24 protein-coding genes are annotated in these 22,142 nt (G+C 35.2%); 17 read left to right on the top strand and 7 right to left on the bottom strand.

The annotated features are described in order from the left end of the window. Together PBT89_RS15980 and PBT89_RS15975 are read right to left on the bottom strand one after the other, a co-directional pair. Positions 1 to 1,137, bottom strand: a complete 1,137-nt coding sequence (locus PBT89_RS15980; protein ID WP_270062702.1) for an ATP-binding protein — start codon at positions 1,135 to 1,137, stop codon at positions 1 to 3. Between the two features lies 1 nt (position 1,138). After that, the gene (locus PBT89_RS15975; RefSeq protein WP_270062701.1) at positions 1,139 to 1,888 is read right to left on the bottom strand and encodes an SDR family NAD(P)-dependent oxidoreductase; all 750 of its coding nucleotides are present in this window, start codon (positions 1,886 to 1,888) and stop codon (positions 1,139 to 1,141) included. 166 nt (positions 1,889 to 2,054) lie between these two features. Between PBT89_RS15975 and PBT89_RS15970 the strand changes: the two genes are divergently transcribed. The 12 genes from PBT89_RS15970 (at position 2,055) to can (ending at position 15,029) form a co-directional block, all read left to right on the top strand. Next, on the top strand, positions 2,055 to 2,858 hold the full coding sequence (locus PBT89_RS15970; protein WP_270059923.1) for a DUF4382 domain-containing protein: 804 nt from the start codon (positions 2,055 to 2,057) through the stop codon (positions 2,856 to 2,858). 341 nt (positions 2,859 to 3,199) lie between these two features. Then, positions 3,200 to 4,204: an AAA family ATPase gene (locus PBT89_RS15965; protein ID WP_270062700.1), complete on the top strand. Its 1,005-nt coding sequence runs from the start codon at positions 3,200 to 3,202 to the stop codon at positions 4,202 to 4,204. A 73-nt stretch (positions 4,205 to 4,277) separates the two neighbouring features. Continuing rightward, positions 4,278 to 5,144 (top strand): DUF58 domain-containing protein, encoded by an 867-nt coding sequence (locus tag PBT89_RS15960; protein WP_270062699.1) that lies wholly within the window; start codon positions 4,278 to 4,280, stop codon positions 5,142 to 5,144. Between the two features lie 10 nt (positions 5,145 to 5,154). Then, complete coding sequence (locus PBT89_RS15955) at positions 5,155 to 6,813, top strand: BatD family protein (RefSeq protein ID WP_270062698.1); 1,659 nt, start codon at positions 5,155 to 5,157, stop codon at positions 6,811 to 6,813. After that, positions 6,813 to 7,817, top strand: coding sequence for a vWA domain-containing protein (locus PBT89_RS15950; RefSeq protein WP_270062697.1), 1,005 nt, complete (start codon positions 6,813 to 6,815; stop codon positions 7,815 to 7,817). Before PBT89_RS15955 ends, PBT89_RS15950 begins: the two co-directional genes overlap by 1 nt. An 8-nt stretch (positions 7,818 to 7,825) precedes the next feature. After that, positions 7,826 to 8,869 (top strand): VWA domain-containing protein, encoded by a 1,044-nt coding sequence (locus tag PBT89_RS15945; protein WP_270062696.1) that lies wholly within the window; start codon positions 7,826 to 7,828, stop codon positions 8,867 to 8,869. Between the two features lies 1 nt (position 8,870). Further along, complete coding sequence (locus tag PBT89_RS15940) at positions 8,871 to 9,779, top strand: tetratricopeptide repeat protein (protein ID WP_270062695.1); 909 nt, start codon at positions 8,871 to 8,873, stop codon at positions 9,777 to 9,779. 49 nt (positions 9,780 to 9,828) lie between these two features. Then, positions 9,829 to 11,610, top strand: a complete 1,782-nt coding sequence (locus PBT89_RS15935; protein WP_270062694.1) for a BatD family protein — start codon at positions 9,829 to 9,831, stop codon at positions 11,608 to 11,610. A gap of 2 nt (positions 11,611 to 11,612) precedes the next feature. Further along, positions 11,613 to 12,362 (top strand): SH3 domain-containing protein, encoded by a 750-nt coding sequence (locus PBT89_RS15930; RefSeq protein WP_270062693.1) that lies wholly within the window; start codon positions 11,613 to 11,615, stop codon positions 12,360 to 12,362. A gap of 63 nt (positions 12,363 to 12,425) precedes the next feature. After that, the gene (locus PBT89_RS15925; protein WP_270062692.1) at positions 12,426 to 12,713 is read left to right on the top strand and encodes a hypothetical protein; all 288 of its coding nucleotides are present in this window, start codon (positions 12,426 to 12,428) and stop codon (positions 12,711 to 12,713) included. A gap of 93 nt (positions 12,714 to 12,806) precedes the next feature. Further along, positions 12,807 to 14,378, top strand: a complete 1,572-nt coding sequence (locus tag PBT89_RS15920) for a SulP family inorganic anion transporter (RefSeq protein WP_270062691.1) — start codon at positions 12,807 to 12,809, stop codon at positions 14,376 to 14,378. Positions 14,379 to 14,396: 18 nt separating this feature from the next. Then, the gene (gene can / locus PBT89_RS15915; protein ID WP_270059934.1) at positions 14,397 to 15,029 is read left to right on the top strand and encodes a carbonate dehydratase; all 633 of its coding nucleotides are present in this window, start codon (positions 14,397 to 14,399) and stop codon (positions 15,027 to 15,029) included. Positions 15,030 to 15,081: 52 nt separating this feature from the next. Here can and PBT89_RS15910 read toward each other — a convergent pair whose 3' ends face one another. Beyond that, entirely contained in the window at positions 15,082 to 15,600 is a 519-nt protein-coding gene (locus tag PBT89_RS15910; RefSeq protein WP_270062690.1) for a CvpA family protein, read from the bottom strand. Positions 15,601 to 15,744: 144 nt separating this feature from the next. Between PBT89_RS15910 and PBT89_RS15905 the strand changes: the two genes are divergently transcribed. From PBT89_RS15905 to PBT89_RS15885, 5 genes are all read left to right on the top strand, one after another. Further along, the gene (locus PBT89_RS15905) at positions 15,745 to 16,101 is read left to right on the top strand and encodes a hypothetical protein (RefSeq protein ID WP_270059936.1); all 357 of its coding nucleotides are present in this window, start codon (positions 15,745 to 15,747) and stop codon (positions 16,099 to 16,101) included. Between the two features lie 3 nt (positions 16,102 to 16,104). Next, on the top strand, positions 16,105 to 16,782 hold the full coding sequence (locus PBT89_RS15900) for a ceramidase domain-containing protein (protein ID WP_270062689.1): 678 nt from the start codon (positions 16,105 to 16,107) through the stop codon (positions 16,780 to 16,782). A gap of 92 nt (positions 16,783 to 16,874) precedes the next feature. Continuing rightward, complete coding sequence (pheS, locus tag PBT89_RS15895) at positions 16,875 to 17,894, top strand: phenylalanine--tRNA ligase subunit alpha (RefSeq protein ID WP_270062688.1); 1,020 nt, start codon at positions 16,875 to 16,877, stop codon at positions 17,892 to 17,894. A gap of 81 nt (positions 17,895 to 17,975) precedes the next feature. Continuing rightward, positions 17,976 to 18,155 carry a hypothetical protein gene (locus PBT89_RS15890; protein ID WP_270062687.1) on the top strand — a complete coding sequence of 60 codons (180 nt, stop codon included), beginning with the start codon at positions 17,976 to 17,978 and terminating at the stop codon, positions 18,153 to 18,155. Positions 18,156 to 18,169: 14 nt separating this feature from the next. Next, a complete protein-coding gene (locus PBT89_RS15885; protein WP_270062686.1) occupies positions 18,170 to 18,565 on the top strand; it encodes a hypothetical protein in 396 nt (131 codons plus the stop codon). A gap of 158 nt (positions 18,566 to 18,723) precedes the next feature. Here the strand turns inward: PBT89_RS15885 and PBT89_RS15880 are convergent, their stop codons facing one another. From PBT89_RS15880 to PBT89_RS15865, 4 genes are all read right to left on the bottom strand, one after another. Next, the gene (locus tag PBT89_RS15880) at positions 18,724 to 19,719 is read right to left on the bottom strand and encodes an NAD(P)H-dependent glycerol-3-phosphate dehydrogenase (protein ID WP_270062685.1); all 996 of its coding nucleotides are present in this window, start codon (positions 19,717 to 19,719) and stop codon (positions 18,724 to 18,726) included. A 307-nt stretch (positions 19,720 to 20,026) separates the two neighbouring features. Continuing rightward, positions 20,027 to 20,611, bottom strand: a complete 585-nt coding sequence (gene nadD, locus PBT89_RS15875) for a nicotinate (nicotinamide) nucleotide adenylyltransferase (RefSeq protein WP_270062684.1) — start codon at positions 20,609 to 20,611, stop codon at positions 20,027 to 20,029. 1 nt (position 20,612) lies between these two features. Further along, positions 20,613 to 21,185 carry a guanylate kinase gene (gmk, locus tag PBT89_RS15870; protein ID WP_270059943.1) on the bottom strand — a complete coding sequence of 191 codons (573 nt, stop codon included), beginning with the start codon at positions 21,183 to 21,185 and terminating at the stop codon, positions 20,613 to 20,615. 31 nt (positions 21,186 to 21,216) lie between these two features. Continuing rightward, on the bottom strand, positions 21,217 to 22,089 hold the full coding sequence (locus tag PBT89_RS15865; RefSeq protein ID WP_270059944.1) for a YicC/YloC family endoribonuclease: 873 nt from the start codon (positions 22,087 to 22,089) through the stop codon (positions 21,217 to 21,219). Positions 22,090 to 22,142 lie beyond the last annotated feature (53 nt).

Genomic DNA, 22,142 nt, shown 5'->3' with positions numbered 1-22,142 from the left:
CTAATTGTATTTTACTTTTCTTAAAATTCGTGTACTTTCTTTATAATAATGGTAGGCTTCTCTGCTATACTTTTTTAAGAACGGTTTTGCTTCTTCCAGTTTTTCCATCGCCTCTCCAAAGCCGTTAAGGTAACAAAGCAAATAGGTTGATGGTAGGTTTTTAACATCCTTTCGTTGATTTTTAGTAAGTGGTAAGAGTTGTTTTAAGCGCGCCAACAGTAGATTGTTGCTATTGTAAATATGATAGAGCGTATTTTTATCGTACACCGGTGGCTCGAAAACTAGTTTGCTCTGTATTTCGTAGGTCGCATTATCTTTAAAATGAATGATTACTTCTTCTAAAGGATAATAGTTGTAACTATTGGGAACACCAAGATGAACATACTCCAAAATCTTGAAAGTGTCGTTGTCTGAAGAAATACTTACTTCATCTAAATCTGAGTAAAATAGTTTTACCTGCTCGTTGATAAGCGCAATATCTACTCGGCTAAAGTAAGTTTTTCCTTTTGCATGTTTCTTCTTCCCGGCCCAGCAGACCACAAAATATTCTTTAAAAACTTTATAGGTTGGATTTAGTTTTTTGTGATGATTAATAAAATCAAAAACTCCGTCTAGGGTTAGCTCAATATTGTTTTGTGCATGTTTTTCTATGGCGGCTACAACTTCAGAATTTTCATCTTCAATTTTAATATCAAAATCCTTTGGCATGCTTATGCTGCCATCTCTAAGAAAAATGGAGCCTCCATAATACTTCCAGATATTTTTCCGAAGTGAACAAATTTGGCCATTATTAGGTCTTATTGTTACTAAGCCTACCACCAAATGATCTGGAAGATGCGGAAAGGGAATGTTTTCGTAAATAATTTTAGGAGGATTGCTTAGATATGCATTTATAAGGTTCTGGATTTTACTGTCATCAAAAAAATCGATACCTAAAATTTCGTTGTCTTCATCTCTAACGCCAATAACTATATATGAGTTGTTGCTTGGATTAGAATTTGCAAGTGCGCATATATGTTTTAAAAATTTAGCCTTCCCTTCTTTTTCACGAATGTTCAGCTGTAGTTTTTTATCATAAAAACTATTCTCGTCGTTATGCGCTAAAAGATTTTTTATAAGAAGACGTTTATTAATCATGTTAGTTTTTGTCTACAATAGTGCTTGTGGCCTGCGAAGTGCACATTACGATTAAATCGGCAATATTTACATGATATGGTCTGGTAACAACAAAACGAATAATATCTGCAATATCTTCTGGTTGTAAAGCTTTAAACCCTTGATAGACTTTTTTAGCTTTTTCTTTATCACCTTTAAATCGAACATCACTAAACTCGGTTTCTACTAGACCTGGGTTAATTGCGCCTACGCGAATTCCTTTGCCGTTTAGATCTATTCTCATTCCCTGATTTATGGCATCTACGGCATGCTTGCTGGCACAATACACATTTCCGTTAGGATAAACCTCTTTACCAGCAGTTGAACCAATATTGATAATATGTCCAGATTTTCTTTCGATCATTCCCGGGATTACAGCTTTACTAACATAAAGCAATCCTTTAACGTTAATATCGATCATGGCATCCCAGTCTTCTATAGAGCCATCCTGGATAGTTTCTAAACCATGAGCATTACCAGCGTTGTTTATAAGGATATCGATATTAGAGAAATCTGGCGGTAAATTTTCAATCTTTTTAAAAACCTCTTCTTTATCTCTTACATCAAAACTTAAGGTTAATACATCAACTTTTTTGCTCAATGTTTCTTTAAGTTCATTTAGTCTGCCTTCTCGTCTTCCGCAGATAATTAGATTATAACCTTCTTCAGCTAAAGCTTTTGCTGTTTCTTTTCCTATGCCGCTGCTTGCTCCTGTGATTAATGCAGTTTTCATTGTTAATTTTTTTTTAAAGACTAATGTACTAAAGTATTTACAAGTAAGAGGTTTAGCCTAATTAATTAGATTTTAAATCTTGTTAAAAATAGTTAACAGGTGAAAACATGGAAAATGATATCGATTTTACAACGTTATCTAAGCTGAATAAACACAAATCTGATTTATGAAAAAACAAATTTTAAACTTTAAAACGCTATTTTTACTGGTATTTGCAGGTCTTACGTTAACCTCTTGTAGTGACGATGATGATAATGTTTCTACTGAAGAAAATGCCAGAGTCGCTTTTAGAATGGTCGATGCTCCCGGAGATTTTGATGAGGTAAATATCGATGTTGAAGAAGTTAGAGTACAAGTTGATGCTGAAGGTGAAGATGATGGATGGATACTATTAGATACTGAAGCCGGAATCTATAATTTATTAGAACTTACCGGTGGAGTGTCGCAATTATTAGCCGACGAAGAAATTGCGCCAGGATATGCAGGACAAATTCGTCTAATTTTAGGAGATGATAATTCGGTAGTTGTAGATGGAGAACAATATGCACTAGCAACACCAAGCGCCCAACAATCTGGACTTAAATTAAACCTGGATAAAGAATTAGAATCGGGTGAATCATATACTTATACTTTAGATTTTGATGTAGAAGAATCGATCGTTAACCAAGGGAATGGTGGATATCTATTAAAACCTGTAATTCGTTTATCTGCGGAAGAAAATTCAGGTAAAATTGTGGGTGAGGTACATCCTTCAGAATTTAGAAGTTTAGTAACTGCTAAAAATGCTACAAATACAATTTCTGCTTACACAAACGAAGACGGTGATTTTACACTTTACGGAGTGCCAGAAGGAACTTACCAAATTACGGTAATCGCAGAGGAAGCTTCAGGATTAGAGGCTATTACGAAAGACAATGTGGTTGTAGAAAACGGCGAAATTACAGATGTAGAGACTTTATTTTTAGAATAAATTTCGGCTTTTAGATAAAACAAAAATGGGCGCTTTTTTAGCGCCTTTTTTTGTTTTCAATTTTTTAAAGAAAGCTTCATCGTAGTAATGATATGCTCTAATTTTTATTTTATTTGAGATTTAAATGAAAATAGTTATAATCTTAAGGTGTTGATATTTAGTTTTCTATATTTTTTCTATAATTATTAAGTGCTGATACACAATACAATTTGAGGCTTTCCGTTAGATTTATGCTTAAACCAAAGAAACTAGATTATTGAATATCCGAAAGTTTAATAATTTTGAATTTGCTACGACCGCTGTATGGTTGTATATTCACGTTTTAAAATCTAATTAGAATAATGACAGACAATCAATCTTCTTTAGACATCGCCAGTCTAAACGAAAAAATTGAAAGAGAAAGTGCTTTCGTAGATGTGTTAACAACAGAAATGAATAAAGTTATTGTTGGCCAAAAGCACATGGTAGAGCGTTTACTTATAGGTTTATTAGGACAGGGACATATTCTTTTAGAAGGTGTTCCCGGGCTTGCAAAAACTCTGGCAATTAATACACTATCGCAGGCAGTGCATGGATCGTTTAGCCGTGTGCAGTTTACGCCAGATTTGCTACCAGCAGATGTAGTGGGTACGCTAATCTATAATATGAAAATCAACGATTTTAGTATAAAAAAGGGGCCAATTTTCGCCAATTTCGTTCTTGCAGACGAGATAAACCGAGCACCGGCAAAAGTACAATCGGCCTTGTTAGAAGCCATGCAGGAAAAGCAGGTAACCATTGGTGACGAGACTTTTAAGCTAGATAAACCGTTCTTGGTAATGGCTACGCAAAACCCGGTAGAGCAAGAAGGAACTTATCCTTTACCAGAAGCTCAGGTAGACCGTTTTATGCTAAAAACCGTTATTAAATATCCACAATTAGAGGAAGAGCAGTTAATTATCCGCGCCAATCTAAAAGGCAGCTTTGAAAAAGTAAATCAGGTAGTTAGTATCGATCAGATTTTAAGAGCTCAGCAAACCGTTAGAGAGGTTTATATGGACGAAAAGATCGAGAAATACATTCTTGATATCATTTTTGCTACTCGTACTCCTGAAAAGTATAAACTTGAAGATTTAAAACCTTTAATTAATTTTGGAGCTTCTCCTCGTGGTAGCATCAACCTGGCAACTGCAGCAAAATGTTATGCATTTATAAAGCGTAGAGGATATGTAATTCCTGAAGACGTTAGAGCAGTAGTATACGATGTATTGCGCCACAGAATAGGAATTACCTATGAAGCTGAAGCCGAAAATATAACTTCTGAAGATATTATTGCTAAGATCGTAAACGAGATCGAAGTGCCGTAGGTATACAATTATCAATTGGCAATTATCAAAATCGTTTTGGTAATTGATTATTGTTATTTGTTTATTGAATTATATGGATACCAAAGAGTTACTTAAGAAAGTTCGTAAGATCGAAATAAAGACCCGTCGCCTTAGTGATCATATCTTTGGCGGGGAATATCATTCTACCTTTAAAGGAAGGGGAATGACGTTTAGTGAAGTACGAAAATACCAATTTGGTGATGATGTTCGTAGTATCGACTGGAATGTTACTGCAAAATATAACGAGCCTTTTGTAAAAGTTTTTGAAGAAGAACGAGAGCTAACCATGATGTTGGTGGTGGATGTTTCTGGATCTGAGTTTTTTGGGACTCAAAGTCAGTTTAAAAAAGAAGTGATTACTGAAATTGCGGCGACTTTGGCATTTTCAGCAACACAAAATAATGATAAGATCGGTTTGCTTATGTTTTCAGACCAGATCGAAAATTATATTCCACCTAAAAAAGGAAAATCTCACGTTCTAAGAATTATTCGAGAACTTATAGAATTTAAGCCCAAAAGCAAGAAAACCGATATTGGTAAAGGATTAAAATACCTTTCTAATGTAATGAAAAAGAAAGCGATTGTTTTTGTGCTTTCAGATTTTATGGGCGATGATTACCAACAAACTCTAAAAATTACCGGAAACAAGCACGATGTTACGGGAATACGGGTTTATGATCAACGCGAAAAGGAAATTCCAAATCTTGGTTTGGTACAAATGTTGGATGAGGAGACCAACGAATATATCACCGTAAATACGGGCAGTAAATCGGTAAGGAGAAGTTATACCGATCATTATCTGGATCGTGTCAAATATTTTGAAGAAAGCTTTAAGCTAAGTGGCTCGGGAGTGATTAATACCAGAGTAGACGAAAGTTATGTAAAAAAACTTTTGGGGTATTTTAAAAGAAGAGGCTAAGCATATTAAGATGAAGAAAAATCAATTGTCAGACCCTATATATAAACAACATGCTGTCAAAAAGCGATTATCGGCAATTTTAGTGATTGCTTTCGCTTTTTTTGCAATGCCATTAGTTGCTCAGCAAGCTCAGGTTTCAGCAAAAATAGATACTGCGCAAATTAAGATTGGAGAGCAAATTTCCTATAAAATAAATGTTGAAACCGATTCTACAAATCTGGTTGTTTTTCCTGAAGGAAACACTTTTGCTCCTCTAGAAATTGTAGAATCTTTAGGAACAGATACTACACGAGTTCAAAATAAATATCAGCTTTTTAAAGAATATACACTTACCCAGTTTGATTCGGGTTCGTATACTATTCCGCAGCAAAAAATTATTATCAATAATAAGCCATTCTTAACCGATTCGATGCGTGTTGAGGTTGCCGATGTAGCTGTAGATACTACAAAGCAAGAAATGTATCCAATAAAGCCATCGGTAGAGATTCCTAAAAGCTTTAGTGTCCCAAACTGGATTTGGTGGTTGTTGTTAGTATTGGTCATTTTAGGTGTTTTAGCATTCTTTTTTATAAAGCGTAGGAGAGAAAAAGCTTTAGAAAATAAGCTGCCACCTTACGAGCAAGCCATGAAAGATTTGGAAGATCTGGATAAAAGCACACTTATCGAGAATCGAGAGGTAAAAGAATATTATTCAAGACTAACCTATGCGATTAGAAGATATTTAGACGAAAAAGTTTATGATGGTGCGATGGAAAGTACAACTACCGAATTAATTGAATACCTTGAAATTCAACAGAAATCTGGAGTACTTCAGCTACATGGCAAAACCTTAGATAATTTAAAGCAGATTTTACAAAGAGCCGATTTAGCGAAATTTGCCGGTTCTCGTCCAGATGTTATTACTGCAAAGGAAGATCGAAATAAAAGCCGAATGATCATTAACGATGTAAAATCATCGATGCCAGAACCTACTGAAGAAGAGTTAATGCAAGATGAAGAATATCGCCAAAACAAACTTTCTAAAAGAAGGAAAAAAAGACTGATTTTAGGAGTTTCGGGTGGTGTTTTAGTCGTTTTTATTGCACTAGCTGTTTTAATAAGCTCTAAAGGTCTGGATTATGTGGTCGATACCTATTGGGGACATCCAACCAAAGAATTATTGGAAGGTGATTGGATAAGAAGTGAATATGGTACGCCAGCGGTTTATGTTACCACTCCAGATGTTTTGGTGAGAAGAGACATGGAGCTTAGCGAGGATGCTATTCAATCTTATGTAGATGCGCAGATGTTTAGTTTTGGTAGTTTGGTTAGTAATTTTTATACCAGCTTAAATACCAGAACGTTTAGTAAAAAAGACCAATTTGACCTTAAGACCGGGGTAGACGGTGTTTACAAGGAATTAGAAAATCAGGGCGCACAGAATATCGTGATGAAGCAGGAAGACTTTACAACAGTAAATGGAGCTAAGGGAGTGAAAGTTTTTGGTACTTTAGAAATGACAAATCCTGTAAATGATGAAATTCAGCCTAAAAAATATAGTATTCTGAATTTTGCTCAAAACGGAGGTTTCCAACAAATCACGGTGATTTATAATGAAGACGATAGCTATGCTGAAGAAATTTCCGGAAGGATCATTAATTCAGTAGAACTTATAAAATCAACAAATTAATGTTTGCGAATTTCACTTTCGAAAATCCTGAGTTTTTCTGGTTGTTTATTTTACTTCCGGTGGCGATCGCATGGTATTTCTGGAAAAGAAATCTGCAAACCCCGGCTTTACGAATGTCCAGCATTCAGGGATTTAAAGCAAAACCGAGTATTTTAGCTAAATTAAGGCCGATTCTTTATGTTTTAAGAATTCTTGCTTTGGCGCTATTGATTGTCGCTTTGGCAAGGCCAAGAACCGTAGATGTTTCAACCCGAACCAATAGTACACAGGGGATTGATATTGTAATGGCAATAGATGTTTCGGCCAGTATGCTTGCTAGAGATCTTCAGCCAAATCGCTTGGAGGCTACAAAAACTGTTGGAGAAGAATTTATAAAAGGTCGTCCTTCAGATCGTATTGGTTTGGTATTATATTCGGGAGAAAGTTTTACAAAAACGCCTATCACCAGTGATAAATCTGTAGTATTACGAGCATTAGAAGGGATCGAGTTTAACAATGTGTTACAAAGCGGTACTGCTATAGGATCTGGATTGGCAACTTCTGTAAATCGATTAAAAGATAGCAAGGCAGAAAGTAAAGTAATTATTTTACTTACCGATGGTGTAAATAATTCAGGATTTATAGATCCAATAGTAGCTAGTGAGTTAGCAAAAGAATTTAATATTAAAGTTTACACTATTGGAGTAGGAAGCAATGGCATGGCGCTAACGCCTATTAAAATCTTACCTAATGGTAGATTTCAGTTTGGTAATAGGAAGGTTGAAATCGACGAAGAGCTATTGCAACAAATTGCCGATGAAACCGGCGGTAAATACTTCCGGGCAACCAATAACGAAAAGCTAGAAGATATTTACGAAGAGATCGATCAGTTAGAAAAAACAGAAATTGAAGAATTTAAGTATACCAATTACGACGAGAAATTTAGACCATTTGCTTTACTAGCAGGTGCTTTGTTACTGTTTGAATTGTTATTGAGGTATACCATTTTTAGAAGTTTTATATAAAGCTTGCAATGTTAGTATTTGAAGAAGAAATATATTTTTGGCTTTTACTGGTAATTCCAGTAGTATTATTGCTTTTCGTCTTCCTTTTATTTTGGAAGCGAAAAGCACGTAAAAGTTTTGCTAGTGATGAGCTTTTGCAAAAATTAGCTCCAAATAAGTCGAATTTTAAACCGATTTTAAAAGTTGGTTTACTTTGTTTGGCCTTGGCTTGTTTGATAGTTGCTTTAGTGAATCCAAAAATGGGAACCACTATGGAAACTGTAAAGCGAGAAGGTGTAGATATTGTATTTGCGATCGATGTTTCTAAAAGTATGGATGCTGAAGATATTGCGCCTAGTCGTTTAGAGAAATCTAAACAACTAGTACGACAAATTTTAGGCGGTTTGGGAAGTGATCGTGTAGGGATCATTGCCTATGCTGGCAGCGCTTTTCCGCAGTTACCCATTACCACAGATTATGCTTCAGCAAAAATGTTTCTTCAGGCGCTAAATACCGATATGATAAGCTCTCAGGGAACTGCAATTCGAGATGCAATCGATTTGGCAACAACTTATTATGATGATGATACGCAAACCAATCGCGTGCTATTTATTATAAGTGATGGCGAGGATCACGAAGGTAATGTAGAGTCTATTGCCGATGATGCTTCAGAAGAAGGAATAAGAATTTATACCATTGGAGTAGGGACAGAAAAAGGTGGTCCCATTCCTATTAAAAGAAATGGTGTAGTTCAGAATTATAAAAAAGATCAAAACGGCGAAACAGTTATCACAAAATTGGATCCTAATACCCTCAAAGAAATTGCATCGCAGGCAAATGGTGAATATATTGAGGGAAATGTAACTGCCAATGTTACTGAAACGGTACAAGATTTGCTAAAAAATATAGAGAAAACTGAATTTGAAGCTAAGCAATTTGCCGATTATCAATCGCATTTTCAATGGTTTTTAGGGCTTTGCTTTCTGTTTTTGTTTTTAGATGTATTTCTTTTAGAAAGGAGTACTGCTTGGATTAAAAAGCTTAATTTATTTAACGAAACAAAAAAGGGTTAATATGAGATGTGCAAAACTAATATTTGGGCCAAACTCGTTTTTCCTATACTTAATGTTTTTTATTTCGTCGACTTTGGTTGCGCAGCAAAGCGATGATATGGAGAAAATGAGAGAAGAAGCAAATAGCTATTTAAATGAAGCTGAAAAAGCTCTAGGTGATAACGATTTTGCAAAAGCTGAAGCTGCGTATAGAAAAGCTATAGCTAAAGATCCTTCTAATACTGCTGCTAAGTATAATATGGGAAATCTATATTATAATCGCGAAAAATCTGGGGAATCTCAATCCAGATTTGTTGAAGCAAATAAGGTTTCTGAAAATAAAGAAGATCGCCACAGGATTAATCATAATCTTGGGAATTCTTTTATGAAGCAGAAAAAATATAAAGAAGCGGTGGAAGCTTACAAAAATGCATTGAGAAATGATCCTACAGATGATGAAACTAGATATAATCTTGCTTTAGCCAAAAAGAAGCTTGAAGAAGAGCAAGAGAAAAATCAGGACAACAAAGATAATCAGGACGATCAGGATAATAAAGATCAAAACGAGGATAAACAGGATCAGGATAATCAGGGCGACGAAGGAAAGGACAAAGATCAAGAGGGAGATCCAAAGGATCAGGGAGACGATGAAAATAAGGATCCAAAGGATGGAGAAGGTGATAAAGAAAATGAAAAGCCGCAGGATCAAGATCCCAACGAACAAAATAAAGGAGATAAAGATCAACAAGATCAAAAAGGAAATCCTGAAGAGAAAAAACAGCAAAAACCACAAACTGCGCAAGGTCAGCTTTCTCCCCAGCAGATTAAAAACCTGTTAGAAGCGATGAATAATCAAGAAGAAAAAACGCAGGATAAAATGAATGCTGAAAAAGCTAAAGGAGTAAAAACCAGATCTGATAAGGATTGGTAGTCTCTTAAATTTTTAAAAATTGAATTCAGATTAGAATTAAGGTTTACAAATGAAATTAAAGTTAATAATATTAAGTCTGTTTTTATTTATTACCAGCCTTATTTCTGCACAGGTAAAGTTTACCGCAGAAGTTAGTAGGGAGCAGATTGGAATCAATGAACGCCTGCGTGTAGATTTCAATATGAATAAAGACGGCGATAATTTTACCCCGCCATCTTTTACCGGGTTTAAGGTAGTAGGTGGTCCAAACCAACAGGTAAGTAATAGTTGGGTTAACGGAAAAAGTACCTTTTCTAAAACCTACAGTTATTATCTCGAACCAACTTCCAAAGGAAATAAAACTATTGGACAGGCCGAAGTAACTGTGGCTGGTACAGTATATAAAACAACCCCCGTAAACGTTAATGTTGGCGATGCAGTAGAGCGACCTCAGGATGGCAATAATTCTACTATCGTTCCAGAAGATAATATTCATTTTGTTGCTGAAATTTCAAAAGCAGATCCGTATTTAAATGAAGCGGTAACGGTTGTTTATAAGCTTTATGTAAGTCGGCGTATTAGCGTTAGTAATTACAGAATGTTAGATAATCCATCCTTTACAGATTTTTGGAGTCAGGCGTTGGATAATAGCAGTATAAGAGTAGAAGAAGGTACTTATCGTGGCGAGCCTTATCGTTATGTAATTTTATATAAAACATTGCTTTATCCACAGAAAACAGGTAAGCTGGAAATCGAGCCCTTAGCGGTTTCTGTTTCTGTAGACGTGCCCAGCCAAAGAAGAAGTATTTTTGGAGGGGTTATATATCAAACTGTTGAAAAACGGGTAACCTCAGCTAGTCGACAAATAGACGTAAAACCGCTCCCTACTGAGGGGAAACCAGCAAATTTCTCTGGTGCCGTTGGTAGTTTCGAATTTGATGTTCAGCCTAGTAAGACTACTTTAGATGCCGGGGAATCTTTAACTGCTTCAGTAAAGGTTAGAGGACGCGGAAATCTAATGCTTTTTGAGCTTCCAGATTTGACGGTACCAAGCTCTCTAGAAATATACGAGCCAGAGCGTAAAGAAAATTTTAGTTCTAATGCTAATGGTACTCAGGGTAGCTTAGCCGAGGATTATACGATCGTTCCTACAAGAAAAGGTAAATATCCGATCCCTGGTTTAAATTTCTCTTATTTTAATCCTCGTACAGAAACCTATAAATCGATTTCTTCAGAAGATATTGTTATAAATGTAGAAAATGGACCGGTAGGAGCGCCTGTTAATGCAAATGAAAATGGTGACGGGGCAAATGTTGCGAACACTAATAAACAGGCAGTAACACTTAGCGGAGATCAATTTAGATATATAAAATTAAATGCCGATTTGAATTCAATTAATGCTCCTGTGTTTTTTAGATCCTGGCTGTTTTGGGCGCTTTTAATTTTACCTCTTTTAATTATTCCGATAGTGATTTTATTTGGCAAAAAGCGAGAAGCAAGAGCCAAGGACGTTACCGGTAACAAAATTAGAAAAGCAGATAAGCTAGCAAGGAAATATCTTTCTGAAGCTCGAAAAAATCTGGGGGAACAACAGCAATTTTATATTGCATTAGAAAGAGCTATGCATAATTATTTAAAAGCAAAACTGCATATCCAAACCGGTGAAATGAGTAAGGAAAGAATAAGTGAAATTCTTACAAATAAAGGAGTTGATAATGCAACAACTTCCCAATTTATCGAAATTTTAAAGAGTTGCGAATTTGCAAGATATACACCGGCATCGATGGATACCATGAAACAGGATTATGATAAAGCAGCAAGTGTCATTTCAACTTTAGATAAACAATTGTAATTATGAAAAAGATCCTTTTTATCATATTGGTTTTTTGCACTACAATTGGTTTTGCACAAAATAATTCTCTTTTCGAGGAAGCCAATAAGCAATATGCAGATGGTAATTACCAAAAAGCCATAACTGCGTATGAGAAAATTTTAGATGGGGGACAAGCATCAGTTTCGTTATATTATAATTTGGGAAACGCTCACTATAAGTTAAATCATATAGCGCCCAGTATTTATTATTACGAAAAAGCATTACAATTAAAACCAAACGATGCTGATGTAAAAAACAACATCCAGTTTGCCAAAAATATGGCGATGGACGATATAGAAAATATAGAACAAACCGGAGTTTCTAAAATCGTAAATAGCTTAATTTCTACTTTTAGTTTTAATACATGGGCAATGATAGCCATCGGGTTTATGATATCTTTTGTGATTCTTTTTTTGTTATACTATTATGGCAGGAGCGTTTTGCTTAAAAGAGTGTTATTTTCAGCGGCCATAGTTTGTATTATCTGTAGTATCATTTCAGTGATTTTTGCCTTTAATCAACAAAATCTTCAGTTGAATAATAATTATGCTATTGTTTTTAGTGCAGAAGCAGACGTAAGAAGCGAACCTAATTTGAGAGGAGATCCTTCGTTCGTACTTCATGAAGGAACTAAAGCTAAACTCCTAGAAAACTATCAGGAATGGTATAAGATCGAACTTGCTGATGGTAAGCAGGGATGGATCAAAAAAGATAACATCAAAGAATTGTAAGAATATTGCCATTTATTTTTGATTTAAAGCAAAAATTAAGCTCAAAAGGCATATTTTTATAATATGAAAGCACATGCTTATATTTTTTTAATTGTCTTTATAAGCTTTATAAATACATCTTCTATCCTTGCAATAGTTGATGAAGAAGCAAATTATTCCAGTGCTTTCTCGCTGAATGAAGAAGAAAACAATCTAGAAATTAATTACTTCTTTAAATTCACTTCAACCTTCGATGCATATTCCATAGTATCATCTTTTGATGATAAAGAAGGCTTGTTTTTCGATAATTATATGCAGGATTATCATAAGGTTCACATAGATATTACTTCTCCGCCTCCCAGATACTTTTAATAGTTTTCACATTTTATTCAACAATTGATTTTGTAAGATAAAAAGTAACCTCATTTTGGTTATTTAAGAGTCTAATATTTTAAATTCGGGTATATGTTTAAATATTTAAATAAGGATTTGCCGGCGAGTTTGGTAGTTTTTTTCGTGGCCTTACCGCTTTGTTTAGGTATAGCCCTTGCCAGTGGTGCGCCAGCCTTTTCAGGATTAATTGCTGGTATAATTGGCGGAGTAATCGTTGGATCGATTAGTGGTTCACAGTTGGGAGTAAGTGGTCCCGCCGCCGGGCTTGCTGTAATCGTTCTTACAGCTATCGCTTCTTTAGGCTTCCAAAGTTTTTTGGTAGCAGTTGTTATTGGTGGAGCAATTCAAATTTTATTGGGAATACTTAAGGCGGGGGTTATTGGTTATTATTTTCCTTCTTCTGTAATTAAAGGGATGTTAGCGGGTATAGGGATTATTATTTTTCTTAAGCAAATTCCGCATGCATTTGGATACGATGGAGATTATGAAGGAGATTTTTCATTTTTTCAGCCAGACGGAGAAAATACGTTTTCTGAGTTAATAAATATGTTAGATTACGTTTCCCCTGGTGCTTTAATCGTTACGGCAATTTCACTTGCTATTTTATTGCTTTGGGAAAATGTACTCGCTAAACGGAGTAAAATTTTCACGATTATACCAGGGCCATTAGTAGCTGTGATAGCCGGTGTGATTTATTATATTTTAGCTCAGGGAACTTCTATCGGTATTGCTGAAGAACATTTAGTTAAAGTGCCTGTTCCTGAAAGTTTTTCAGATTTTGGAAGTCAGTTTACCTTTCCTCGATTTTCAGCAATTAAAAATCCAGAGGTATGGATTACAGGAGTTACTATTGCGATAGTAGCAAGTCTAGAAACGCTGCTTTGTGTAGAAGCTGCAGATAAGTTGGATCCCCATAAAAGAGTAACTCCAACCAATAGAGAGCTGGTAGCTCAAGGAACAGGAAACATTATTTCAGGGTTAATAGGAGGATTGCCTATTACTCAAGTAATTGTAAGAAGTTCTGCCAATGTCCAATCTGGAGCAAGGACAAAAATGTCTGCAATTGTTCATGGATTTTTGTTATTAATTTCTGTAGTAGCTATACCTGTGCTATTAAATATGATTCCGCTAGCAGTTCTTGCCGCCATATTATTTTTAGTAGGATACAAGTTGGCAAAACCCTCATTGTTTAAAAAAATGTACGGTTTAGGAAAAGCACAATTTTTGCCATTTATCGTTACCATAATCGGAATTGTTTTTACCGATCTTTTAATTGGGATTGGTCTAGGGCTGGCAGTAGGCATTGTCACCATTTTATTAAACAGCTATAGAAACTCTCATTTTTTACATAAGAAAGAATTAAATTCTGAAACACATCAATATAAGATGGTATTTGCTGAAGAGGTTACTTTTTTAAATAAAGGCGCTATTAATCGAGAATTACATAGTTTGCCGAAAAATGCTCATCTTGAAATAGACGTAACCAATACAAAATATTTGGATTATGATATAGTAGAAATTCTTGATGAATATTCGGTGCATGCCGCAGATCGAAATATATCTATTACTATTGTAACTGCAAAAGAGGAAGTGGTTAACCCCAAAAGTTATTCAAAATTTTTTACAACCAATGCTAATGCTTAATTTTAGATAAAAATAAATATGGAATTTTATAAACAGATTTTAGAAAATAACAAGGAATGGGTAAGCAATAAGCTAAGCTCGGATCCTGAATTTTTTAAGCGTTTGGAAAACGGTCAGCAGCCTCCGTTACTTTGGATAGGTTGTGCTGATAGTCGTGTACCTGCTAACGAAATTATAGGAACACAACCGGGAGAGGTTTTTGTTCACCGTAATATAGCCAATATGGTGGTGCATACCGATATGAACATGCTTAGCGTTCTAGATTATGCGGTAAATGCACTAAAAGTGGAGCATATTATAGTTTGTGGACATTATGGTTGTGGTGGAGTAAAAGCAGCCATGGAAAACCAATCTATAGGTTTGATCGATAACTGGATTAGACATATAAAAGATGTTTATAAAATGCACACTAAAGAACTAGAAGCGATTGAAGATGAAAAGGAACGCTGGGATCGTTTTGTTGAGTTAAACGTGATTGAACAGGTTTACGATCTTGCAGAAACATCTATTGTCCAGAATGCCTGGAAAAAGGAGCAAAAAGTGGTGATCCATGGTTGGGCATACGGAGTAGGAACCGGAATAGTGAAAGATTTAAATGTTCACTTCAGCGGGAACGAAAGATTGGATGAGGTTTACAGATTAAATTTCTAATCTTTTATTTAGATACTATAGAAAAGGGAGCTTGTGCTCCTTTTTTTATTTCTTAATTTTCAGTTGGATTCCAGATTCCTCTTTCCCTAGCTTCCCGCAAAATCGTGGGTAGAATGGTGGGGGCAATTATTGAGACAGGCGGGTAAAGCACAGATCTTTCAACAGTTTCTTTTTCAACAATATCTACTTGCTCTTCCGTAGCTTTAAAAAACATGATCACGACACTGGCCAAAAAAGCTAACTTTAAAAGACCAAAAGCTCCTCCCAAAATCTTGTTTACCATCCCAAGCGCAGCAAGATTAGCTACTTTAGTAAGAAATCTTCCTGCCATTGTAATTAAAAATAGAATAAGAATAAAGGTGATAGCAAAAGCTAGAAGATTAGTAATGCCTTCTTCCCAATCTACATATTTATCTAGAAAGTCGCTTAAAATATAACTGAAATAAATGGCGCCGTAAATTCCGGCAATAAGTCCTATTAGCGCAGCAATTTCGGCAAATAATCCTCGAAAAAATCCTCGGATGAGTCCGTATAACAAAACAATTCCCAGGATAATATCGATGGTGTTCATGCTTAATATTTAAAGTATAAGTAAAACTTTTTAAATTTTTGTTACAGTAAGATAAAGATCAGACCTTGTTTTTTACTTTTGAAGGTTACTAGTGATATCAAAATCAAATATAAATAATTTGGTTTCAAAACCTATATTTGCATCATGGCAAGAGACGAAAAATTAAAAGAGCGGTGGGAAAATCTTCAGCAAAAATTAGCAGTTCAATTTGCTGATGGCGAAAATATGGAACTAGACGCGGTTATTTATATTATAGGGGTGCAAGAACTGGGGCAGGTACATCGTCGTTTTAAAAAAGATCAAAAGGTAGACTTGATGCATATTGCTATTTGTAGACTTTTAGAACCTTATGGTTATTACGAGTTTGATTATTTTGATGATGATGGCTGGCCACATTATAAAGTCCTGGAGCAATTACCAAATCTAAAAGCAGGGGAGCAAAGTATTTTAATGAAAGAGGCAATTGTAAATTATTTTCTGGAGAAGGATTATATTTCTTAAAACATGAACTTGTTGCTTTTCGCCGATCACCCGAATGATTCGGGGCCAATTTACAGGGAAACGGTGCTGGGAAGATTTCCCGTAGAGCCCTTTAATACGCTTAGTAACATATTTTTTATAGCGATTGTAATTTACTTCTCCTATCGCGTTTATAGAAATTATAGAGAGCAGTGGTTCTTAAGTTTCGCGCTCCCGGTTTTGTTTATAGGCTGGCTTGGCGGAACCATTTATCATGCTACCAGAAGTCACGAAATATGGCTTTTAATGGATTGGGTGCCTATTGTGATACTGTGTTTGTCATCCTCACTTTATTTTGCTTCAAAGGCCAGTAATAAAAAGAGACAGGTAGTTGGTTTAATGGTTTTGGTGCTCTTTCTTGTTATTGGTATCAAGTTTATTCCGTTTAAAACGCATGGAGAAAACTATGGATATATTACCTCTGCGATAGGTGTAATTTTGCCTATTGCAATACATGTATGGCAAACAAAATTCAAGCATGCTAAATTTATGGCCTTTGCAGTATTAAGCTTTATTGTAGCGATAAGTTTTAGAGCTTTAGATCGCTATATTCATTTTTCGATGGGAACCCATTGGTTGTGGCACAGTTTCGGTGCTTTCACTGTTTTCTTTTTAATGAAGTATATTTATCTGGATGCCAAAACCTCTAATTTAGAACCCTAATTTCTTAAATTTCCCTTCAGGTTTTATCGGTTTTTAATACAGCTTAAAGACGTAAATTTTTATAAATTTGCCAACTTATAAGAATTGTATCTATGATTGATAAGATTAAGGAACATATTGCTGATGTCAAAGCGTTTAATGCGACGACAAAAGATGAAATAGAAAATTTCAGAATTAAATATTTAGGGAAAAAAGGAATCCTTAACAGTTTTTTTGCTGAATTTAAAAGCGTTCCTAACGAACAAAAAAAGGATTTTGGACAGGCGGTTAACGAACTAAAGACTTCTACCCAGGATAAAGTTGAAGAACTTAAAAACAAATTAGAAAGTCTTGAAGAGGAAAAAGGAATTTACGGTGATCTTTCCCGTCCTTCAGAACCTTTAGAAATTGGCTCACGTCACCCCATTTCAATAGTTAAAAATCAAATCATAGAGATTTTTTCGAATATTGGATTTAATGTTTCTGAAGGTCCAGAGATCGAGGACGACTGGCATAATTTTACGGCATTAAACTTACCAGAATATCACCCTGCAAGAGATATGCAGGATACATTCTTTATTCAAACAGATCCAGATATTTTGCTTAGAACGCATACATCTTCTGTGCAAGTAAGATATATGGAAGGAAATGAGCCTCCAATTAGAACAATTTCTCCTGGTCGTGTATTTAGAAATGAAGCAATTTCAGCTCGTTCCCACTGTATTTTTCACCAGGTAGAAGGATTATATATCGACAAGAATGTTTCTTTTGCAGATCTTAAACAAACGCTTTTATATTTCACAAAACAGCTTTTTGGGAAATCTAAGATTAGATTAAGACCTTCATATTTTCCATTTACCGAGCCAAGTGCCGAGGTGGATATCTACTGGGGCTTAGAAACAGAAACCGACTATAGAATTACCAAAGGGACTGGATGGTTAGAGATTATGGGATGCGGTATGGTAGATCCTAACGTACTTAAAAATTGTGGCATCGATCCAACAGAATATTCTGGTTTTGCTTTTGGTATGGGAATAGAGCGAATCGCAATGCTACTCTATCAAATTGGCGATATTCGTATGTTCTATGAAAACGACGTGCGATTCTTAGAGCAGTTTAAATCGTCAATCTAATAGCATCGAATACTTTAATTTTGTGAGTTTTTTGAGAGAATGGCTTTTCTAAAAAGACGAAATTGCCTCAAAATAAAACTCATGAAAAAGACTAGTTTTTTAATTTTGGCGGGTATAATTTTAGGCTTGGCCATCTACTTGGCAATTGCTGTTTTAAAATTGACAATTGGTTTAATTGTTCTTGCAGTTGCTGCTGTTGTATTATTTATATTATGGCAGATGATTAAACATAAGTGGGAAGACAAGTTTGATAAAGAATAATAAAAGATTAAGTTTTGAAAAAGGATATTGAGATTCCTAAAGTTGAAAAAATTCATGTTGCTGCAGTAAGAGAGTTTAATGAAGCATTTAAGGCAGAGGAGTGGAATGCGTACATTATCAATAATAAAAATGTTACAATAGAAATGATCCTTATCGTTTCTAAAGGTTACGACGGAAAAAAAGAAACTTCAGTAATGCGCCATAAACTGGAGAAGCTACCGCCACATTCTTTCGCCAAGATCGAGTTTATTCAGGATGAAGTTTTACAGCTTAATAACGAGTATCAGATCACTTTTTTTGTGGATAATAAGATGTTTGAGAAAACTTTTATCTTTAAAAAGAACAGCGTAAAAGAAGATCTTAAAAAAGAGATACCGCTAATTCCCAAATTGGGCATTTTAGCTGAATAATTTTAAGTAAACTACCTCGGGGTAAGCTATCGAGGCATTCGTTGAAAACAAATTTTTAATTTCGAGGCAAGCCTCTGGGTATTATACCCTTTGGCGGTGCCAATAAAAAAGCCTCTGGAAACAGAGGCTTTTTTATAGTAGTAATTATAATTTTTTGGCTAGTCTAATTTATCGGCCAGTTTTTTAAAGGTCTTTTTAGGATTTTTACCTTCATAAAGTATAGCATAAACAGCGTTGATTATAGGGGTTTTAGCTTTGCGTTCTTTATTAATTTTGTAGGCGCTATCTGTAGCATAATAACCTTCAGCAATCATACTCATTTCCATTTGTGCGCTTTTTACGGTATAACCTTTCCCGATCATATTCCCAAACATTCTATTTCTACTAAATACAGAATATCCGGTAACTAAAAGATCGCCCAGGTAAGCCGAGTCGTTTATATTACGCTTCATTTTGTGTACTTTTTTAATGAATTTTTTCATCTCGCGAATAGCGTTACTCATTAGTACACTCTGGAAGTTGTCGCCGTATCCTAGCCCGTGTGCGATTCCGGCAGCAATAGCATAAATATTTTTTAAAACAGCAGCATATTCGGTTCCTACAATATCGTCACTTGTTTTTGTTTTTATATAATCGCTAGATAAGAAACCGGCCAGCATCTTTGCTTTTTCCTCGTCGCTACAGGCGATAGTTAAATAAGATAATCGCTCTAGTGCAACTTCTTCAGCATGGCAAGGCCCGGTAATTACACCAATATTTTCAAATTCGATATCGTAGAACTTATTAAAATGTTCTCCAACAATCAAACTACTTTCTGGAACAATTCCTTTTATTGCTGAAAAAACGATCTTATCTTTTAATGACACGCTTAAATTATCTAGTTCAGATTTTAAAAATGCAGAGGGAATAGCAAAGATTAAAATATCTGCCGCGCTAACAATTTCATTAATGTCGTTGCTAAGCTGAAGTTGATTAATATCAAACTCAATATCACTAAGATAGTTAGGATTATGATCATGCTTTTTTAGATGTTCTATGGCATAAATACTGCGCATATACCAATGCACTTTATTAAGATTCTCTGTTAGCATTTTCACAATGGCAGTAGCCCAACTTCCTCCGCCAATAACTGCTATGTTTGGAACTGTATTCATTTTTAAGGTTTGTTGTAATAGCAAAATTAAAGATATTATAAGGGAAGACGGGATCTTAAGCAGTAATTGAAGAAAGTATAATAAAAGTTTAACAGTAAATAAGTGATCTTAAAGACAATCTTAATAGAAATGAAGGCGTTATTATAAAGCGCTTCTTCTACGCAAAGAAGAAGTTCTTAGTTTTTTGGTTGGTTATTTAGTTTGAAAACCGCCTTGTATGAGAAATACAGGGCGGTTTTTTAATTTGTAGTAATATTATGGTCCAGTAGCGAATTGTGCTAAAGTCTAGCTTATGCTTTTCTTTCGGCTACTTATAAAAATTGTTATGGATTACGTATTCCCATACTTTAGGTGGTAACATGGGTTTTATAAACTTACCTTCGTTTATTGAATCTCGAATAAATGTTGCTGAAATTTCAATAACAGGCGCATCCACTCTGGTAATTTTTGGATGATCTTTAAATTGATTTTCTACCCTTCCGCCAGATTTTCTTGGATAAACATACAGCGAATGATTTTCTAAAATCACCTCATAATTTTTCCATTTATGGAACGTCTTTAAATTATCTTCGCCCATAATAAGACAAAATTCGTTGGTAGGATATTTCTCCTGAAGGTGCGCCAGCGTTTTTACGGTGTAATTAGGCTGCTCCAATCGAAACTCTACATCGCTGGGTTGTAGATGTTCAAATTCTTCGCAGGCCATAAAAACCATATCCAGACGATTATGGTTATTTAAAAGCGTACTTTTCTTCTTATGTGGATTATGCGGGGTAACCACCAGCCATACTTCATCCAAATCAGAAAATTCGGCCATATGATTTGCAATGATCACATGCCCAATATGGATTGGATTAAAGGTGCCAAAGAAAAGTCCGATTTTTTTATTCATCTTACTTTTTTATAAAGTCTGAAACCAAATTATATGCTTCTTCCAATGCCACTTTCAGGTCGTTGTTCTCGATAATAAAATCAAATTGTGGTGCAGTGGCAAGCTCGATACTTGCTTTGGCAACACGCATATTTATTTTATCCATCGACTCGGTTTTACGCTTTTTTAACCTGATCTTTAATTCTTCGATACTTGGTGGTTTTACAAAAACAGCCAGTGTTCTTTCAGGATAGATCTTCTTAATGTCTAATCCTCCCACCACGTCGATATCAAAAATAACATGCTTTCCTTTTGCCCAAATTCGCTCTACTTCAGCTTTTAAAGTTCCGTAGAAATTATCACGGTAAACTTCTTCCCACTCTAGAAATTCGTCGTTTTTAATCTTCTTTTTAAAGTCTTCTAAAGACAAGAAATAATAATCTTTTCCATCAATTTCGTTAGAGCGAGGATCACGAGATGTTGCTGAAATCGAAAAATCTAGCTTTAATTCTTCCTGCTTTAAAAGATGTCTTACAATAGTGGTTTTCCCTGAACCAGACGGAGCTGAAAATACGATGAGCTTCCCTTCTTTCATGGTGCTGTGCTTTATTTTGGGTTGAATGCTGTTATAATACGTTTAAGACTTGTTCTTTTATTTTTTCCAGCTCATCTTTCATTTGCACTACAAGCTGCTGCATTGGGGCGTAGTTACTTTTGCTACCAATGGTGTTTATTTCACGTCCCATTTCCTGGCCGATAAATCCTAATTTTCTACCGTTGCTATCTTTTGTATCTAAAGTTTCAGTAAAGTAAGCAAGGTGGTTTTTTAATCGAACCTCTTCTTCCGTGATATCGTATTTCTCAATGTAATAAACCAGTTCCTGCTCAAAGCGATTTTCGTCTACATTCTCTTTAAGATCCTCGATTCCTTTACGAAGCCGCTCACGAACATTATCTACACGCTCTGGATTAATTTGCATAATTTCATCCAGTAGATTACCAATATTGTTTACACGAATTTTTAGATCTTTTTCCAAAGCAGCGCCCTCTGCAGTTCTGTACTCATTAATTTCAGCCAATGCTTCTAAAAGTGCTTTTTCGATAGCCTCAAATTCTGTTTCGTCAATCTCTTCTCGTTCTGTTTTTAACGCATCAGGAAGGCGCATTGCGATTTCTAAAAGCTGGGCATCATGTTTGCTACCAACATTTGGTAACTTTAAATCTTGCATTTGCTTAATGTAATTCTTTACCGCTGCTGCATTTACTGAAGCTGAAGTCTCATCGCTTGTTTGCTCTACATAGAGTGAGAAATCTACTTTTCCTCTTTTTAAAGCAGAGGATATCGTGTTACGCATCACCAATTCTTTCTCACGATATTGCGAAGGAATTCTGGCATTTAAATCCAGATTTTTGCTGTTTAAAGATTTAATTTCTATAGTAATCTTTTTATTGGGAAGCTGTAGTACACTTTTCCCAAAACCTGTCATAGATTGAATCATGCTTCATTTTTACGGTTGTGCAAAGATAATCAATTCTTAGGCAGCGCAAAGGC

The organism is Zunongwangia sp. HRR-M8 (assembly GCF_027594405.1).
Classification (GTDB): domain Bacteria; phylum Bacteroidota; class Bacteroidia; order Flavobacteriales; family Flavobacteriaceae; genus Zunongwangia.
This window is presented reverse-complemented; position numbering and strand designations above follow the sequence as displayed.

Excerpts from the sequence above, each read along its gene's own strand:
- PBT89_RS15970 (WP_270059923.1), top strand. The coding sequence starts at position 2,055 with ATGAAAAAACAAATTTTAAACTTTAAAACGCTATTTTTACTGGTATTT.
- PBT89_RS15965 (WP_270062700.1), top strand. The coding sequence starts at position 3,200 with ATGACAGACAATCAATCTTCTTTAGACATCGCCAGTCTAAACGAAAAA.
- PBT89_RS15975 (WP_270062701.1), bottom strand. The coding sequence starts at position 1,888 with ATGAAAACTGCATTAATCACAGGAGCAAGCAGCGGCATAGGAAAAGAA.
- PBT89_RS15945 (WP_270062696.1), top strand. The coding sequence starts at position 7,826 with ATGTTAGTATTTGAAGAAGAAATATATTTTTGGCTTTTACTGGTAATT.
- pheS (WP_270062688.1), top strand. The coding sequence starts at position 16,875 with ATGATTGATAAGATTAAGGAACATATTGCTGATGTCAAAGCGTTTAAT.
- PBT89_RS15960 (WP_270062699.1), top strand. The coding sequence starts at position 4,278 with ATGGATACCAAAGAGTTACTTAAGAAAGTTCGTAAGATCGAAATAAAG.
- PBT89_RS15940 (WP_270062695.1), top strand. The coding sequence starts at position 8,871 with ATGAGATGTGCAAAACTAATATTTGGGCCAAACTCGTTTTTCCTATAC.
- PBT89_RS15950 (WP_270062697.1), top strand. The coding sequence starts at position 6,813 with ATGTTTGCGAATTTCACTTTCGAAAATCCTGAGTTTTTCTGGTTGTTT.
- can (WP_270059934.1), top strand. The coding sequence starts at position 14,397 with ATGGAATTTTATAAACAGATTTTAGAAAATAACAAGGAATGGGTAAGC.
- PBT89_RS15930 (WP_270062693.1), top strand. The coding sequence starts at position 11,613 with ATGAAAAAGATCCTTTTTATCATATTGGTTTTTTGCACTACAATTGGT.
- gmk (WP_270059943.1), bottom strand. The coding sequence starts at position 21,185 with ATGAAAGAAGGGAAGCTCATCGTATTTTCAGCTCCGTCTGGTTCAGGG.
- nadD (WP_270062684.1), bottom strand. The coding sequence starts at position 20,611 with ATGAATAAAAAAATCGGACTTTTCTTTGGCACCTTTAATCCAATCCAT.
- PBT89_RS15980 (WP_270062702.1), bottom strand. The coding sequence starts at position 1,137 with ATGATTAATAAACGTCTTCTTATAAAAAATCTTTTAGCGCATAACGAC.
- PBT89_RS15935 (WP_270062694.1), top strand. The coding sequence starts at position 9,829 with ATGAAATTAAAGTTAATAATATTAAGTCTGTTTTTATTTATTACCAGC.
- PBT89_RS15900 (WP_270062689.1), top strand. The coding sequence starts at position 16,105 with ATGAACTTGTTGCTTTTCGCCGATCACCCGAATGATTCGGGGCCAATT.
- PBT89_RS15920 (WP_270062691.1), top strand. The coding sequence starts at position 12,807 with ATGTTTAAATATTTAAATAAGGATTTGCCGGCGAGTTTGGTAGTTTTT.
- PBT89_RS15925 (WP_270062692.1), top strand. The coding sequence starts at position 12,426 with ATGAAAGCACATGCTTATATTTTTTTAATTGTCTTTATAAGCTTTATA.
- PBT89_RS15955 (WP_270062698.1), top strand. The coding sequence starts at position 5,155 with ATGAAGAAAAATCAATTGTCAGACCCTATATATAAACAACATGCTGTC.
- PBT89_RS15905 (WP_270059936.1), top strand. The coding sequence starts at position 15,745 with ATGGCAAGAGACGAAAAATTAAAAGAGCGGTGGGAAAATCTTCAGCAA.
- PBT89_RS15865 (WP_270059944.1), bottom strand. The coding sequence starts at position 22,089 with ATGATTCAATCTATGACAGGTTTTGGGAAAAGTGTACTACAGCTTCCC.
- PBT89_RS15890 (WP_270062687.1), top strand. The coding sequence starts at position 17,976 with ATGAAAAAGACTAGTTTTTTAATTTTGGCGGGTATAATTTTAGGCTTG.
- PBT89_RS15880 (WP_270062685.1), bottom strand. The coding sequence starts at position 19,719 with ATGAATACAGTTCCAAACATAGCAGTTATTGGCGGAGGAAGTTGGGCT.
- PBT89_RS15910 (WP_270062690.1), bottom strand. The coding sequence starts at position 15,600 with ATGAACACCATCGATATTATCCTGGGAATTGTTTTGTTATACGGACTC.